The 15,299-nt window shown below is 71.6% G+C and carries 13 protein-coding genes; 9 read left to right on the forward strand and 4 right to left on the reverse strand.

Going from position 1 to position 15,299, the window contains the following annotated elements; genetic code table 11:
- The 3 genes from secF to ABZU53_RS12685 all read left to right on the forward strand — a co-directional run bounded on the left by secF (position 1) and on the right by ABZU53_RS12685 (position 4,564).
- Positions 1–1,194, forward strand: a complete 1,194-nt coding sequence (gene secF / locus ABZU53_RS12675) for a protein translocase subunit SecF (protein WP_354856028.1) — start codon at positions 1–3, stop codon at positions 1,192–1,194.
- A gap of 105 nt (positions 1,195–1,299) precedes the next feature.
- Positions 1,300–1,866 carry an adenine phosphoribosyltransferase gene (locus ABZU53_RS12680; RefSeq protein WP_354856029.1) on the forward strand — a complete coding sequence of 189 codons (567 nt, stop codon included), beginning with the start codon at positions 1,300–1,302 and terminating at the stop codon, positions 1,864–1,866.
- 169 nt (positions 1,867–2,035) lie between these two features.
- Positions 2,036–4,564: a bifunctional (p)ppGpp synthetase/guanosine-3',5'-bis(diphosphate) 3'-pyrophosphohydrolase gene (locus ABZU53_RS12685; protein WP_354856030.1), complete on the forward strand. Its 2,529-nt coding sequence runs from the start codon at positions 2,036–2,038 to the stop codon at positions 4,562–4,564.
- 69 nt (positions 4,565–4,633) lie between these two features.
- On the opposite strand, the gene ABZU53_RS12690 is transcribed toward ABZU53_RS12685, so the two are convergent.
- Positions 4,634–5,473, reverse strand: coding sequence for a peptidylprolyl isomerase (locus ABZU53_RS12690; protein ID WP_354856031.1), 840 nt, complete (start codon positions 5,471–5,473; stop codon positions 4,634–4,636).
- Positions 5,474–5,532: 59 nt separating this feature from the next.
- On the reverse strand, positions 5,533–6,411 hold the full coding sequence (locus tag ABZU53_RS12695; protein ID WP_354856032.1) for a peptidylprolyl isomerase: 879 nt from the start codon (positions 6,409–6,411) through the stop codon (positions 5,533–5,535).
- A 266-nt stretch (positions 6,412–6,677) separates the two neighbouring features.
- Here ABZU53_RS12695 and ABZU53_RS12700 point away from each other — a divergent pair, with 266 nt between their 5' ends.
- From ABZU53_RS12700 to ABZU53_RS12710, 3 genes are all read left to right on the forward strand, one after another.
- Positions 6,678–7,388 carry an MBL fold metallo-hydrolase gene (locus ABZU53_RS12700; RefSeq protein WP_355065755.1) on the forward strand — a complete coding sequence of 237 codons (711 nt, stop codon included), beginning with the start codon at positions 6,678–6,680 and terminating at the stop codon, positions 7,386–7,388.
- A 72-nt stretch (positions 7,389–7,460) separates the two neighbouring features.
- Complete coding sequence (gene hisS, locus ABZU53_RS12705) at positions 7,461–8,789, forward strand: histidine--tRNA ligase (RefSeq protein WP_355065757.1); 1,329 nt, start codon at positions 7,461–7,463, stop codon at positions 8,787–8,789.
- A 71-nt stretch (positions 8,790–8,860) separates the two neighbouring features.
- A complete protein-coding gene (locus tag ABZU53_RS12710) occupies positions 8,861–9,802 on the forward strand; it encodes an acyl-ACP desaturase (protein WP_354856035.1) in 942 nt (313 codons plus the stop codon).
- Positions 9,803–9,946: 144 nt separating this feature from the next.
- Here the strand turns inward: ABZU53_RS12710 and ABZU53_RS12715 are convergent, their stop codons facing one another.
- The gene (locus ABZU53_RS12715) at positions 9,947–10,462 is read right to left on the reverse strand and encodes a PaaI family thioesterase (RefSeq protein WP_354856036.1); all 516 of its coding nucleotides are present in this window, start codon (positions 10,460–10,462) and stop codon (positions 9,947–9,949) included.
- A gap of 55 nt (positions 10,463–10,517) precedes the next feature.
- Here ABZU53_RS12715 and ABZU53_RS12720 point away from each other — a divergent pair, with 55 nt between their 5' ends.
- On the forward strand, positions 10,518–10,994 hold the full coding sequence (locus tag ABZU53_RS12720) for a helix-turn-helix domain-containing protein (protein WP_355065759.1): 477 nt from the start codon (positions 10,518–10,520) through the stop codon (positions 10,992–10,994).
- Positions 10,995–11,324: 330 nt separating this feature from the next.
- The gene (locus ABZU53_RS12725) at positions 11,325–12,368 is read left to right on the forward strand and encodes a S1 family peptidase (RefSeq protein WP_354856038.1); all 1,044 of its coding nucleotides are present in this window, start codon (positions 11,325–11,327) and stop codon (positions 12,366–12,368) included.
- A 90-nt stretch (positions 12,369–12,458) separates the two neighbouring features.
- On the opposite strand, the gene ABZU53_RS12730 is transcribed toward ABZU53_RS12725, so the two are convergent.
- Positions 12,459–13,178, reverse strand: a complete 720-nt coding sequence (locus ABZU53_RS12730) for a DUF998 domain-containing protein (RefSeq protein ID WP_355065761.1) — start codon at positions 13,176–13,178, stop codon at positions 12,459–12,461.
- A gap of 185 nt (positions 13,179–13,363) precedes the next feature.
- Between ABZU53_RS12730 and aspS the strand changes: the two genes are divergently transcribed.
- Positions 13,364–15,169 (forward strand): aspartate--tRNA ligase, encoded by a 1,806-nt coding sequence (aspS, locus tag ABZU53_RS12735; RefSeq protein ID WP_355065763.1) that lies wholly within the window; start codon positions 13,364–13,366, stop codon positions 15,167–15,169.
- The last annotated feature ends 130 nt before the right edge of the window (positions 15,170–15,299 follow it).

The raw sequence follows: 15,299 nt of genomic DNA on the forward strand, positions 1-15,299 counted from the left end.
ATGGCTCAGAACGGTCTGGCGAGCCGCCTCTACAACGGCGAGGCCGGTCTCAACGTCGTCGGCCGGCGCAAGCTCTGGTTCGGCGTCGCCGGGATCCTGATCCTGATCGCGATTCTGAGCTTCTCGATCCGCGGGTTCAGCCTCGGCATCGAGTTCGCCGGCGGCAACTCGTTCCAGGTGCCGGCCAGCGTCGGCACCCTGAACCAGGCTGAGGAGCAGGTCGACGCCGCGCTCGCGGCCAAGGGCGGCGGCGCCGAGGTGGTGACCGCGCAGAAGGTCGGCGGCACGGGCGGCGACTCGTACGAGCTGCGTACCGGTCAGCTCAGCGCGGAGCAGGCCACCGCGGTCAAGGCCGACATCGCCCAGCGGTTCGGCATCAACGCGGACCAGATCAGCGACAACCAGGTCAGCGAGGCGTGGGGCAGCCAGGTCACCTCGCGGGCCCTGCTCGGTCTGGTCATCTTCATCGCGCTGGTGATGGTCTACCTGATCCTGCGCTTCGAGTGGCGGATGGCCGTCGCCGCCGTCGCCTCACTGTTCACGAACCTGATCCTCACCGCCGGCATCTACTCGCTCGTCGGCTTCGAGGTCACCCCGTCGACGATCATCGGCTTCCTCACGATCCTGGGCTTCGCGCTCTACGACGTGGTGGTGGTCTTCGACAAGGTGCAGGAGAACACCCGGGGCATCACCGCCAACAACAACATGACGTACGGCGAGGCGGCCAACCTGGCCGTCAACCAGAGCCTCATGCGGTCGCTGAACACCTCGGTGGTGGCGCTGCTGCCCGTCGGTGGTCTGCTCTTCATCGGCGCCGGCCTGCTCGGCGCCGGCACGCTGAAGGACCTCGGCCTGGTGCTGTTCGTGGGTATGGCGGTGGCGTTCCTGACCTCCATCCTGGTGGCGACGCCGCTGCTGGCGCTGCTGAAGAACTACGACCCCCGCATCCAGGCGCACAACAAGCGGGTGCAGGCCCGTCGGGGTACGCCGGGCCGTGGCGAGGTCACCGGCAAGGGTGCCCCGGCCCCGGTCGAGGGCGAGGCGGCCGACGCGCCGCTCGATCCCGACTCCGCCGCGCTGGCCGGCGCCGCCCCGAAGGTGGGCGCGCGGCCGGCGGGCAAGCGGCCGACCGGCGCCCGGGGCGGTCGCCCCGGCGGCGGCGGTAACCGGCCCGGCGGCGCCAAGCGGCGCTGACCGACCCCCGGGGTCGCCCCGGGAGGAAACGCCCGAACGGCGTCCGGCATGCTGTGCGAGCAGCATGCCGGACGCCGTCGTCGTGGGAAGGGAAACGAGACAGCCGTGACGGAGACCCACAGCACCGCGGCGCGCGGGGACAGCGGCCCGGAGGCCGCCCGGTTGGTGGCCAGCCGGGTGCTGGACGTGCCGGACTTTCCCCAGCCCGGTGTCCTGTTCAAGGACCTGATGCCGCTGTTCGCCGACGGGAAGGCGTTCCGCGAGGTGGTCGACGAGATCGTCGCGTACCACGGGCGGGACGGCTTCGACGTCGTGGTGGGCATCGAGGCGCGCGGCTTCGTCGTCGCGGCAGCTGTCGCGTACGCGGCCGGGGTGGGCGTGGTGCCCGTGCGCAAGGCGGGCAAGCTGCCCCGCCCGGCGCACTCGGTGTCGTACGCCCTCGAGTACGGCGAGGCCACCCTGGAGGTGCACGAGGACGCCTTCACCGCCGGCCACCGGGTGCTTGTCGTTGACGACGTGCTGGCCACCGGCGGCACCGCCGAGGCGACCCTGGACCTGGTCGAGCGGGCCGGCGGGACGGTCACCGGCTTCACCGTGCTGCTGGAGCTCGGCTTCCTGGGCGCGCGGGAACGGCTGGCGCCGCGTCCGGTCCATGCCCTGCTGACCGTTTGAACCCGGCCCGCCGGGCGGAGGTCGCGCCGACCGTCCGGCGGAGCGGCAGGGGACCGTCCGTGCGGGTAGCATTGCCCTTTGCTGACGCCGGCGGTACACCGTCCGGCGACGCGAGACCAGGCCGGCCGATGTTCGGCCGGTGTGTTTCCGGCGAGCGGTGAGGAGGCCGGTGTCCCACGATGTCGTCCCTCCGGCGGAGGGCACGGTGCACCCGACAGGCGACGCTGACGGCTCGGTGACCGACCGGAACGGCGACGCGCCGGCCCGGGTGGCGGGCACCGACAACGGCTCCGGCAGGGCTCCTGCCGACGACGCGGCGGCTCCGACCGGCGTCACGGCGAGCGCCACCACGGAGGCGTCCCCGGGCGCCGACGGGGTCGTGGTCCCGTTTCCGACCGACGCCGGCGTCGACCCGTCGCCGAGCGGTGGCTTCGGGCTGTCCAACGCGCCCACCGGTCGGCGGGTGCGCGCCCGGCTGGCCCGGTTCAACGCGCCCTGGCAGACCTCGCAGGTCAGCGAGGTGCTGGAGCCGCTCATCGCGAGTCACCGCGAGAACCACCCGAAGGCCGACGCGCGGCTGCTCCAGCGCGCCTTCGACACGGCGGCGCGGTGGCACTCCGGGCAGTACCGCAAGTCCGGCGACCCGTACATCACCCACCCGCTCGCCGTCGCCACCATCCTCGGCAACCTGGGGATGGACACCACCACGCTGGTGGCCGCGCTGCTGCACGACACCATCGAGGACACCGAGTACACCCTCGACGCGATGCGCGCCGACTTCGGCGGCGAGGTCGCCCTGCTGGTCGACGGCGTCACCAAGTTGGACAAGGTCAAGCTGGGCGACGCCGCCAAGGCCGAGACGATCCGCAAGATGGTCGTGGCGATGGCCAAGGACCCGCGGGTGCTGGTGATCAAGCTGGCCGACCGGCTGCACAACATGCGCACCCTGACCTTCCTGCCCCGCCCCAAGCAGGAGCAGAAGGCCAAGGAGACGCTGGAGATCCTGGCGCCGCTGGCGCACCGGCTCGGTATGAACACGATCAAGTGGGAGCTGGAGGACCTGGCCTTCGGCACCCTGTTCCCGAAGCGCTACGAGGAGATCAACCGGCTGATCGGGGAGCACCAGCCGCAGCGCGAGTCGCTGCTGCGGCAGGTCACCCAGAAGGTCGGCACCGACCTGAAGGCCGCCAAGATCAAGGCGGAGACGACCGGGCGGCCGAAGCACCTCTACTCGATCTACCAGAAGATGATCGTGCGGGGTCGCGACTTCAACGACATCTACGACCTGGTCGGCGTCCGGATCCTGGTCGACACGGTGCGGGACTGCTACGCGGCGCTCGGCGTGATCCACGCCAACTGGCAGCCGGTGCCGGGGCGGTTCAAGGACTACATCGCGATGCCCAAGTTCAACATGTACCAGTCGTTGCACACGACTGTCATCGGGCCCACCGGCAAGCCGGTGGAGATGCAGATCCGCACGTACGCGATGCACCGCACCGCGGAGTTCGGCATCGCCGCGCACTGGAAGTACAAGGAGCACAAGGGCACCCAGATCGTCGGCCCGCCGGCGCACATCGACGAGATGACCTGGCTGCGGCAGCTGCTGGACTGGCAGCGCGAGGCGGCCGACCCGAGCGAGTTCCTGGACGCGCTGCGCTTCGACCTGTCCAGCCAGGAGGTGTACGTCTTCACCCCCAAGGGTGACGTCATCCCGCTGCCGACCGGGTCGACGCCTGTGGACTTCGCGTACGCCGTGCACACCGAGGTGGGGCACAAGTGCATCGGCGCGCGGGTCAACGGCAAGCTGGTCCCGCTGGAGTCGACGCTGTCCAACGGCGACGTGATCGAGATCTTCACGTCGAAGTCCGAGACGGCCGGCCCCACACAGGACTGGCTGGGCTTCGTCAAGAGCCCGCGCGCCCGCACGAAGATCCGCCAGTACTTCAACAAGGAGCGGCGCGAGGAGGCGATCGAGGCCGGCAAGGACGCGATCGTCAAGGCGATGCGCAAGCAGGGCATGCCGTTGCAGCGGATGCTCACCTCCGACGCGCTGATGTCGATCGCCCGGGACCTGCACCTCGCCGACGTGGCGTCGCTGTACGCGGCGGTCGGCGACAGTCAGGTCTCCGCGCAGTCGGTGGTGCAGAAGCTGATGGCCGCGTACGGCGGCGAGGAGGGCGCGGCGGAGGACATCGCCGAGACCGCCGTCGCCACCCGGCCGCCGCGCAGCCGCCAGAGCAGCAGCGACCCCGGCGTGGTGGTCCGTGGCGTCAGCGACGTGTGGATCAAGCTGGCCCGCTGCTGCACCCCGGTCCCCCCGGACTCGGTGTTCGGCTTCGTCACCCGCTCCGGCGGGGTGAGCGTGCACCGCGACGACTGCGCCAACGCCGAGGACCTGCGGGCCCAGGCCGAGCGGGTGGTCGAGGTGAGCTGGAAGCTCACGTCCGCCTCCACGTTCCTGGTGGCGATCCAGGTCGAGGCACTGGACCGGCACAAGCTGCTCGCCGACGTCACCCGGGTGCTCTCCGACGAGCGGGTCAACATCCTGTCCGCCACCGTCACCACCACCCGCGACCGGGTGGCGGTGAGCCGGTTCAGCTTCGAGATGGCCGACCCGAAGCACCTGGGCCACCTGCTGGCCACCGTCCGCAAGGTCGACGGGGTCTTCGACGCGTACCGGGTCACCTCGGGCGCCTGAACCCCGTACCCCGCACACGAGAGCGCCCGCCGGCTCAGCCGGCGGGCGCTTCCTCGTCTCGTGCGGGTGTCAGCCCTGCGGCGGGCTCATCGTGAGGTCGGTGATCGTGACCTCCTTCTTCGGGTGGCCGCCACCGGCCTGCTGGGCGAACGCCCCGTCGTCGCCGGCCTTGGCCACGTCCTTGACGATGTCCATGCCGCCGGTGACGGTGCCCAGCACCGTGTACGCCGGGTCCAGCGGCGAGTCGCCGTAGACGATGAAGAACTGGCTGCCGGTGCTGCCCGGCTGACCGGAGTTGGCCATCGCGATGACGCCCTCCGGGTACGGCGGGCGCTTGTCGGTGGGCAGGTTCTCCTCCGGCAGCCGGAAGCTCGGGCCACCCGTGCCGTCGGTGTCCCGCCAGCCCTTGCCGGTGGCGCTCGGGTCACCGCACTGCAGCACCTTGATGCCCTCGGTCACCAGGCGGTGGCACTTGCTGTTGTCGAAGAAGTTCTTCTCCGCGAGGTAGGTGAAGGCGCCCGCCGTGCACGGCACCTGCGACCGGTCGACCTTGGCCGTGATCGGGCCCAGGTTGGTGGTGATCGTCATGGTCTGCACGCCCTTGGCGGACTGCTGGTTGCTGGGCACCCCGACGTCCTTGATCTGCGGGGGCCGCTGGTCGGCGGGCATCGCGTTGTAGACGCACTCGCTGGCGCCGGGCGCCGAGGCGGCGGTGTCGCTCTTGTCGTCGTCGCCGCCGAGGGTCGTGGCCAGCCAGACGGTGCCGGCGACCACGAGCACCAGCACGGCCGCCGCGCCGACGATCGCCTGCGTCTGGCGGCGCTTGCGGGCCTTGGCCGAGCGCTCGGCCATCTCCTTCTCGAGTCGGGCGCGTGCCGCCGCGCGCTGCCGCTCTCTGGTGGACGTCACGCCTGGATCCTCCTGGCTGTTTGCTGCGGGGTGCCGCTCGGGTGGGGTGGGGCGACCGGTCAGCCGGCGCTCGGGCTGCTGGCCGGTGCACCGGACGGCGCCGGTGCCGCGCCGGTGACCGGCTCGCCGACCGTGAGGCTCTGGATCACCACGTCGGTCTTGGGCTTGACCTTGGCCCCGGTCCCATTGTCCACGGTCGGCAGGGCACCGATCTTCTCGACCACGTCGAGCCCACCGGTCACCTTGCCGATCACCGGGTACTTCGGGTCCGTGGTCGTGAAGTCCTTGAAGAAGATCAGGAACTGGCTGCCGTTGGTGCCGGGCGGGTTGGAGATCATCGCCACGGTCCCCTTGGGGTACGTCGGCGGCTGACCGGGCGCCGGGCTGGCCGACGGCGACGCCGACGGCACGGTCGGCACGTCCTCGTCGTAGAACGAGTAGGTCGGCCCGCCGAGGCCGGTGCCGCTGGGGTCACCGCAGCGCAGCGCGCCGTCGGCGGTGATCTCGTGGCACTTGGTGTTGTCGTAGAATGACCGGCTCGCCAGGTGGGCGATGCTCGCCGCGGCGCAGGGGGAGTTGGCCAGGTTCAGCTCGGCGGTGATCGGCGCACCCTGGTTGGTGGTGACCGTCATCGCCCGGGTGCCGTCGGTCGGCAGGCCCTTGGTCGCCGGCGTGCCGACGTCCTTGAGGTTGGTGTTGGCGGTCGCGTCCTGCGGCGTCCAGAGGCAGGTGTCCTCCGCGGCGGTGTCCTTCTTCGGATCGGAGTCGAACGCCCCGAGCGCCCAGGCCGAGCCGGCCACGATCACCGCGAGGACCAGGAAGGCGCCGACACCGGCCTGGATCTGCCGGCGGCGCCGCGTGGCGGCGGCCCGGCGAGCCAGCTGCCGGTCGAGCTTGGCCCGCGCCAGTTTGCGCTGCCGGTCCCTGCTGGAAGCCACAGGTGCTCCCCTTTCCTCTGCCTGGTCGTCACCGGCGGCCGGGTACCCCGGCCCGTCCGGGCTCGCGTGTGCCACGCCACACGCCCGCCAGAGTGTACGGCTAGTGACTGGGAATGTGGTGTACGAGGTCCACCCCGCCGCCAGCAGCCCATATCGTGCGATGTCACTGTGTCGGATGGGGCCGGGGGGGCGGACGCGGCAAACGCGCTCGCCCCGCCGGTTAGGCTGCTGGGCAGGACGACAGCTCGACGGAGAGGACAGCGCCCGTGCTCGTGGCCGGCTTTCCCGCGGACGCCTTCGGCACCAACTGCTATGTGGTGGCCACCGCGCCGGGGGAGCAGTGCGTGGTGGTCGATCCCGGCATCGGGGTGCTCGACCAGCTCGACGCGCTGCTCGCCGAGCACCGCCTGCATCCGGCCGCCGTGCTGCTCACCCACGGCCACCTGGATCACACGTTCTCGGTGGCGCCGGTCTGCGGTGCGCGCGGGATCACCGCGTACGTGCACCCCGGCGACCGGGAGATGCTCGCCGACCCGGCCAAGGGCCTGTCGACCGATCTGACCTCGCTCTTCGGTGGCCGGCTGAGCTACACCGAGCCGGAGGACGTGGCCGAGCTGACCGACGGCGCGACCCTCACGCTCGCCGGCCTGGAGATCGCCGTCGACCACGCCCCGGGCCATACCGGCGGGTCGGTGCTGTTCCGGCTGCCCGGCGCCGGGTCGGGGTGGGAGGCCGACGAGATCTGCCTCTCCGGCGACGTCCTCTTCGCCGGCTCGATCGGCCGCACCGACCTGCCCGGCGGCAGCATGCCGGCGATGCTCACCAGCCTGCGCGACAAGATCCTCCCGCTGGCCGACGACACCGTCGTGCTGCCCGGGCACGGCCCCAGCACCACCATCGGCCGCGAGCGCGCCAGCAACCCGTACCTCATCGAGGTGGCCGGCGCGGCGCCGGCCGCTCCCACCCGGGGCCTCTAGTTCTTCGTCCGCGCCGCGCGCGGACCCACGACACCACCGCGCCGCGGGCGCGGGATCGCAAGGAGTACGCCGATGAGCAAGCCCACGCCCATCTCCGGTTTCCCGGAGTGGACCCCCGGCCAGCGGATGATCGAGCAGTTCGTGCTCGGCAAGATCCAGGACACCTTCGAGCTGTACGGGTTCGCACCGCTGGAGACCCGCGCCGTGGAGCCGCTGGACCAGCTGCTGCGCAAGGGCGAGACCTCCAAGGAGGTCTACGTGGTCCGGCGGCTGCACGCCGACGCCGAGGGATCCGGTGGCGACGACCAGCTCGGCCTGCACTTCGACCTGACCGTGCCGTTCGCCCGGTATGTGTTGGAGAACGCCGGCAAGCTGCACTTCCCGTTCCGCCGCTACCAGATCCAGAAGGTGTGGCGGGGTGAGCGGCCGCAGGAGGGCCGCTACCGGGAGTTCGTCCAGGCCGACATCGACATCATCGACCGGGACACCCTGGCCCCGCACCACGAGGCGGAGATGCCGCTGGTCATCGGGGACGCGCTGCGCGCCCTGCCCATCCCGCCGGTGACCATCCAGGTCAACAACCGCAAGATCTGGGAGGGCTTCTTCCGCGGCATCGGGGTGACCGACCCGGAGGCGGCGCTGCGCACCGTCGACAAGCTCGACAAGATCGGCCCGGCGAAGGTGGCCGAGCTGCTGGCCGAGACCGCCGGGGCGAGCGAGGCTCAGGCCAAGGCATGCCTGGCGCTGGCCGAGATCTCCGCCCCGGACGCCTCGTTCGCCGACGCCATCCGGGCGCTCGGGGTGAGCGACCCGCTGCTCGACGAGGGCGTCGAGGAGCTGGTCCGGGTGGTGGACACCGCCGCCGAGCACTCGCCCGGCCTCTGCGTGGCGGACCTGCGCATCGCCCGTGGCCTGGATTACTACACGGGCACCGTCTACGAGACCCAGCTGCGTGGCTACGAGCGCTTCGGCTCGATCTGCTCCGGCGGCCGGTACGACAACCTGGCCAGCGCCGGCGCCACCTCGTACCCCGGGGTGGGCATCTCGATCGGCGTGACCCGGCTGCTCGGGCTGCTCTTCGGCGCGGGGGAGCTGTCGGTCTCCCGTTCGGTGCCCACCTGTGTCGTGGTGGCCGTGGCCGACGAGGAGCAGCGCTCGGCCAGTGGCCGGATCGCGTCGGCGCTGCGCCGGCGGAGCATCGCCACCGAGGTGTCGCCGAGCGCGGCGAAGTTCGGCAAGCAGATCCGCTACGCCGAGCGGCGCGGCATCCCGTACGTCTGGTTCCCGGGGGCCGACGGCGCTCCGGACGAGGTGAAGGACATCCGCTCGGGTGAGCAGGTCACGGCCGACGCGAGGGAGTGGGCGCCGCCCCGGGAGGACCTGAAGCCGAAGGTCGGTTGAGTGTCACGACTGGCGCGGACGGCCGCGGGGACCTACGGTAGCGTAAGTTACGCCACCGTAGGGAGTTACTCGTGACCGTGAGCACGACACTGAGCCAGACCGCCCTGCTCGTCGAGCTGGAGCCGGTCGTCGCGCGCAACCTGGACCGCCACCTCTCGCTGGCGAAGGAGTGGTTCCCGCACGAGTACGTGCCGTGGAGCGAGGGTCGCACGTTCGACGGGCCGCTCAATGGTGAGGCGTGGTCGCCGACCGACTCGACCATCCCGGACGTCGCCCGTACCGCGCTGATCGTCAACCTGCTGACCGAGGACAACCTGCCCTCGTACCACCACGAGATCGCCACCCTGTTCGGCCGAGACGGCGCGTGGGGCACCTGGGTGCACCGGTGGACCGCGGAGGAGGGCCGGCACGGCACGGCCATCCGCGACTACCTGACCGTCACCCGGGCGGTCGACCCGGTGGCGCTGGAGCGCGCCCGGATGACCCACATGTCCGCGGGCTACGTCAACGTGCACGACGACGAGGTGCTGCACTCGTTGGCGTACGTCTCGTTCCAGGAGCTGGCCACCCGCATCTCGCACCGCAACACCGGCAAGGCCACCGGCGACCCCGCCTGCGAGGCGCTGCTGGCCCGGGTCGCCGCCGACGAGAACCTGCACATGGTCTTCTACCGCAACCTGCTCGCCGCCGCGTTCGAGCTGGCCCCGAGCCAGGCCATGCGGGCGGTCGCCGACGTGGTGGCCAACTTCCAGATGCCCGGCAACGGCATCGACGGCTTCGCCCGCAAGTCGGTGGCGATCGCCCTCGCGGGCATCTACGACCTGCGCCAGCACCGCGACGAGGTGTTGCAGCCGGTGCTGCGCCAGTGGGACGTCTTCAACGTGACCGGCCTCGACGCCGACGGCGAAGCCGCCCGCGAACAGCTCGCGGCCCAGCTGGAGGCCCTGGAGAACGCGGCGGCTCGCTTCGAAGAAAAGCGCGACGCCCGAGCAGCCCGCCTAGCCCTCCGCTAACCCCACCCCACCCCGCGCCCCCACCCCACCCGCCACACTCCGTTGATCATGAAGTTATTGCCGCGACACGCCGACGAGGCGGGCAATAACTTCATGATCAACCCGCCGTTTGGGGCGGTGGGGCGGTGGGGCGGTTGGGGGGGGTCAGGGGGTTGGGGGGAGGGGGAACAGGAGGCAGGTGCTTGTGGCGTGGGCGATCAGGCGGGCGTTCGCGTCGGTGAGGCGGGCTTCGGCCAGGGCCGTGCGGCGACCGCGTTGCAGCACCGTGCCCTCGCAGCGCAGCGTGCCGCTGTCGACGGTGACCGGGCGCAGGAACTTCACGTTCAGGTCCAGCGAGGTGTAGCCGACCCCGGCGGGCAGCGTGGTGTGCACGGCACAGGCGGCGGCGGTGTCCAGCAGGGTCGAGATGACGCCACCGTGGACGGTGCCCAGCGGGTTGTAGTGGAACTCCTGGGGGACCAGCTCGACGGCGACCCGACCCTCGTCGGCCTCCATCCGGGCCATGTCGATCAGGTGCATCACCGGGGGTGCGGCCAGTTCTCCGGCGATCATCGCGCGGAGAAGGTCGATGCCGCTGCGCCGACCGACCTGCGCGGCGTTGGCCGCCGGGTCGGACCAGGTGAAGGTACGGCTGCGCGCCGGCTCCTGGGTCTGTGTCATGGACGCAGCGTCGCAGGACGTTGCTGAGTCTGTCAATGAGACCTAGCCTGGTCGGATGAGACCCGGGGCACTGGACTGGTCGGTGGAGAACTGCACCATCGCCCGCGCGATGGAGATCCTCGGCGAGCGGTGGACCATGGTGGTGCTGCGCGAGGTGTTCAGCGGCGTGCGGCGCTTCGACGACATGCGGGTCCGCACCGGTATTCCGCGCCAGGTTCTCACCAACCGGCTGGCGGTGCTCGTCGAGCGGGGCGTTCTGCGTCGTGAGCCGTACCGGGAGCCCGGCAGCCGGCTGCGCCACGAGTACCGGCTGACGGAGAAGGGTCTGGCCCTCTGGCCGGTGCTGGTCGCCGTGCTCGGGTGGGGTGACCGGTACCTGGCCGACGCCGAGGGCTCGCCGTTGAGCGTGGGGCATCGCGACTGCGGCGCCCCGGTTCGCGTCGAGCTGCGCTGCGCCGAGGGGCACCCGGTGGATGATCCCCGCGACGTGCTGCCCCGCCCGGGTCCCGGCGCGCGCCGCCGTACCCTCTGACGCCGCCCACCGCCGTCCGCCGTGCGGCCCGATCCGTGGTGATCCGGCGGCGGGGGTTGTGGCGTGAACGGCGTCGGACGGCGAGTGGTGTCCGAAACGGATCCGGCGGTCCTCAGGGGTGTGACGGCAGGTGCCCGCGAACGTGTCCGCGGTGTTGCGGCGGTGTGACTGGCGCGGGTCGACGAATTCGGGCGAAACCAGGTCTTGTCAATGATCTTAAGTATGTGAATACTTCTGTTCACTCGGCCGGTTCTCGCAGATCGGCCGGGTCGCCCCTCGGGTCAGCCACCCCCGGCCAGACCCGTCTCCCCCGCCCAGGAGGTTTGTTACATGCGACCCACGAGGTCCTCATTCCGCGTTGCGGCGACTGTTGCCGTGAGCGGAACCCTGGTCGTCGGCTCGCTCATCGGCGCACCCGCCCAGGCCGCCCCCGCCGCCTCGCCCGACGCCGCCGCCGCCCTCTCCGCTCAGCTCGGCGACCGCTCCGCCGGCTCGTACATCGACGCCAGCGGCAAGACCGTCGTCACGGTGACCGACGCCGCCGCCGCCCGCACGGTCAGCAAGGCCGGAGCGAGCGTCCGGTACGTCACCCGCGGCGCCGCCGAGCTGAACCGGGCCACCGCCGAGCTGGAGCGCTCGGCGAAGATCCCGGGCACCGCCTGGTGGAGCGACCCGATCACCAACCAGGTGGTCGTCTCCGTCGACAGCACCGTCACCGGCGCCAAGCTGGAGCGGGTCAAGGCCGCTGCCGCGCGCGCCAACGGCGCGGTACGCGTCGAGGCCGAGGCCGGCGTGCTCAGCACCCGCATCTCGGGTGGCCAGGCCATCTACACCGGCGGCTACCGCTGCTCGCTCGGCTTCAACGTGCGCAGCGGCAGCACCTACTACTTCCTGACCGCCGGGCACTGCACCAACCTCGGCACCAACTGGTACTCGAACTCCAGCCAGACCAGTCTGCTGGGCACCCGTGCCGGCACCAGCTTCCCGGGCAACGACTACGGCATCGTGCGGCACAACAACTCCGCGAACGCCGCCGGCAACGTCTACCTCTACAACGGCAGCTACCGGGACATCACCGGCGCCGGCAACGCGTCGGTCGGCCAGTCGGTGCAGCGCTCCGGCAGCACCACCGGCCTGCGCAGCGGCTCGGTGTCCGCGACCAACGCCACGGTGAACTACGCCGAGGGCTCGGTCTCCGGCCTGATCCGCACCAACGTCTGCGCCGAGGGTGGCGACAGCGGTGGCTCGCTCTTCTCCGGTAGCACCGCGCTCGGCCTCACCTCCGGCGGTAGCGGTAACTGCAGCAGCGGCGGGACGACCTACTTCCAGCCCGTCACCGAGGCCCTGAGCGTCTACGGCGTCAGCGTCTTCTGATCGATTCACCGCCCGCGGGTCGCCGGAACCCTCCGGCGGCCCGCGCCGCGCGTCCGGGGGTGGGCCGTCCGCCCCGGCGCCCGCGCCGCCTCAGGCGAGGCGATCCGGCCCGTCCGTGGGAAGCAGGGGATCCGGGGGTACGACACCGGTCGTCGGCAGGGCGGGCCCCAGCGGCGTGGCGCCGTCGGTGGCCCAGGCGAGGTGCGCCCGTCGGGCGGAGAGGACCGCCAGCAGCGGCCAGAGTGACACGCCCACCGCCGTCACCCGTTCGGCCAGGCCGGTCCGGGATCCGCTGGTCACCTCGAACGCGAACCAGCCGAAGAGGGCGAGCAGCACGATCGTGGCGCTCAGCGCCACGCCCCGCCGAAACGCCCAGGGCGGCTGCGGGGCTCGCGGATGTGCGGCGTCCGGGCCACGCGGCAGCCGCAGCGCCGACCCGGCCGGCCAGAGCGCCAGCGCCAGGACCGCGACGGTGGCCGCGACGCCGTGACTGAGGGAGCCGCCGACCGCCGGCCGGGGAAAGGCGACAAGCGCGATGGTCGCCACGCCGCCGACGGCGAGCAGGAAGCGGCTGGGCAGCCCGGCCGCGTGCAGCACCGCGGCGATCGCCAGGTAGCAGCAGCCGAGCAGCAGCAGACAAGTGATCATGATCCAGGAGTCGGTGGCGTCGTGCCCGGCCAGTTCGCTTATGGTGTCGCGGACCGGGTCGTACCCGGCCGGCTGCCGGGCGCCCGCGACCGTCCAACCGCCCACCAGCAGCACCGGCGCGGCCACCGCCGTGGCGACGCCCCAGTTTGGTACGGCGCGCATTCGGCCACGTTAACCGGCGCGACGGCCCGGCGAGCCGGGTTCGTCAGGCTGCCCACCGGCGCAGCGCGCGGCCTGCCGCCTGCTCACCTGCGAATCGTGCCGGCCTGCCGGGTGCCCCCGAGCGGGGCCGGCCACCCCTGACAGAATGCGGGTGAGGACTGTTCCACGATGAGGAGTTGCCAGCCGTGATCCGTACCCACAATGCCGGAAGCCTGCGCGCCGCGGACGCCGGCTCGACGGTGACGCTCGCCGGGTGGGTGGCCCGCCGGCGTGACCACGGCGGCGTCATCTTCGTCGACCTGCGCGACGGCTCCGGCGTGGTCCAGGTGGTGTTCCGCGAGGAGGACGCGCACGCGCTGCGCAACGAGTTCTGCGTGAAGGTCACCGGCGAGGTGACCCGCCGGCCGGCCGGCAACGAGAACCCGGAGCTGCCCACCGGCGACGTCGAGGTGACCGCCGTCGAGCTGGAGGTGCTCTCCGAGGCCGCGCCGCTGCCGCTCCCGGTGGACGACCAGGTCGAGGCCGGTGACGACCTCCGCCTGCGGTACCGCTACCTGGACCTGCGCCGCAGCGGCCCGGCGAACGCGCTGCGGTTGCGCTCGCGCGCCAGCCACCTCGCCCGGGGGGTGCTGCACGAGCGGGACTTCCTGGAGATCGAGACCCCGACGCTGACCCGCTCGACGCCCGAGGGCGCCCGCGACTTCCTGGTGCCCGTGCGACTCCAGCCCGGCAGCTGGTACGCGTTGCCGCAGTCGCCGCAGCTGTTCAAGCAGCTGCTGATGGTCGGCGGCATGGAGCGGTATTACCAGATCGCGCGCTGCTACCGCGACGAGGACTTCCGCGCCGACCGGCAGCCCGAGTTCACCCAGCTCGACATCGAGATGTCGTTCGTCACTGAGGACGACGTGATCGACCTCGGCGAGGCGATCGTCTCGGCGCTGTGGAAGGACCTGGCCGGGCACGAGATCAGCCGGCCGATCCCGCGGATCACCTGGCACGACGCGATGGCCCGCTACGGCTCGGACAAGCCGGACCTGCGCTACGGCGTGGAGCTGACCGAGCTGACCGACTACCTGCGCGGCACCGAGTTCCGGGTGTTCGCCGGGGCGATCGACGCGGGCGGCTACGTGGGCGCGGTGGTGATGCCCGGTGGCGCGGCGCAGAGCCGCAAGGAGCTGGACGGCTGGCAGGACTGGGCGAAGGCGCGCGGCGCGCGGGGCCTGGCGTACGTGGTGCTGGACGCCGAGACCGGCGAGGCGCGCGGCCCGGTGGCCAAGAACCTGTCCGCCGAGCACCTGGGCGGGCTCGCCGACGCGGTCGGCGCCAAGCCGGGCGACGCGGTCTTCTTCGCCGCCAGCGCCAACGCCCGTGAGGCGCAGGAGCTGCTGGGCGCGGCCCGCGTCGAGATCGCCAAGCGGGCCGGCCTCATCGACGAGAGCGCCTGGGCGTTCTGCTGGGTGGTCGACGCGCCGATGTTCGAGAAGACCGACGAGGGTGGCTGGACGGCTGTGCACCACCCGTTCACCTCGCCGAACGCGGAGTGGGTCGACCGGTTCGAGGAGGCGCCGGACCGCGCCTTGGCGTACGCGTACGACATCGTCTGCAACGGCAACGAGATCGGCGGCGGGTCGATCCGTATCCACCGGGGCGACGTGCAGAAGCGGGTGTTCGACCTGCTCGGCATCACCCCCGAGGAGGCGCAGGACAAGTTCGGCTTCCTGCTGGAGGCGTTCAAGTACGGCGCACCGCCGCACGGCGGCATCGCGTTCGGCTGGGACCGGGTCTGCATGCTGCTGGCCGGCGCGGACTCCATCCGTGAGGTCATCGCGTTCCCGAAGACCCGGGGCGGCTTCGACCCGTTGACCGGCGCGCCGACCCCGATCACCGCGCAGCAGCGCGCCGAGGCCGGCATCGACGCCAAGCCCAAGCCGCAGCCGCCGGCCCACGCCGGCACGGCCGGCCCGGCAGCCCCGGTAGCCGACCCGGTCTGACCGCACCCCCGGCCCCTGCTTGGGTGATCAAGAGGTTTGCGTCGAGCAATCCCCCCCCGAAGTAGGAAAACACATTTTAGTTCGGGGGGGGGTTGGGTTGGTGTCGGGTGGTTTTTTATGGAAGATCACA

The sequence above is a fragment of the Micromonospora sp. NPDC005194 genome, from assembly GCF_040608335.1.
In the GTDB taxonomy this organism is placed as follows: Bacteria; Actinomycetota; Actinomycetes; order Mycobacteriales; family Micromonosporaceae; genus Micromonospora.

Coding starts and splice junctions, on each gene's coding strand:
- ABZU53_RS12730 (WP_355065761.1), bottom strand. CDS start 13,178: ATGCGCGCCGTACCAAACTGGGGCGTCGCCACGGCGGTGGCCGCGCCG.
- secF (WP_354856028.1), top strand. CDS start 1: ATGGCTCAGAACGGTCTGGCGAGCCGCCTCTACAACGGCGAGGCCGGT.
- ABZU53_RS12725 (WP_354856038.1), top strand. CDS start 11,325: ATGCGACCCACGAGGTCCTCATTCCGCGTTGCGGCGACTGTTGCCGTG.
- ABZU53_RS12715 (WP_354856036.1), bottom strand. CDS start 10,462: ATGACACAGACCCAGGAGCCGGCGCGCAGCCGTACCTTCACCTGGTCC.
- hisS (WP_355065757.1), top strand. CDS start 7,461: ATGAGCAAGCCCACGCCCATCTCCGGTTTCCCGGAGTGGACCCCCGGC.
- ABZU53_RS12720 (WP_355065759.1), top strand. CDS start 10,518: ATGAGACCCGGGGCACTGGACTGGTCGGTGGAGAACTGCACCATCGCC.